The following is a 282-nucleotide window of genomic DNA, read 5'->3' on the forward strand; positions in this document are numbered from 1 at the left end:
CGATCGAGCGGGTCGTGGCCGGCGAGCGCTTCCACGACGTCGTGGTCGAGGTGCGCCGGGCCGACAGGCCCGACATGGACTTCGTGCACTCGCTGCGCAGCCTCGTGGCCACGGACCGCGACGGCAACCCGAGCTGCCTGGCGCTGATCCTCAAGGACGTCTCCGACCAGTTCGAGGCCGAGGAGCGGTTCGAGCGCACCTTCAACGCCAACCCGGCGCCGGCCGTGATCACGCGCCTGTCCGACCTGCGCCACGTCAAGGTCAATCACGGCTTCCTGGAGA

1 pseudogene is annotated in these 282 nt (G+C 69.5%); it reads left to right on the forward strand.

Annotation, left to right across the window (positions count from 1 at the left end):
- Nucleotides 1-282 (forward strand): annotated as a pseudogene (locus ACLBXO_RS32250) (helix-turn-helix transcriptional regulator); the annotation flags it as partial.

This window comes from Methylobacterium sp. C33D (assembly GCF_053345825.1).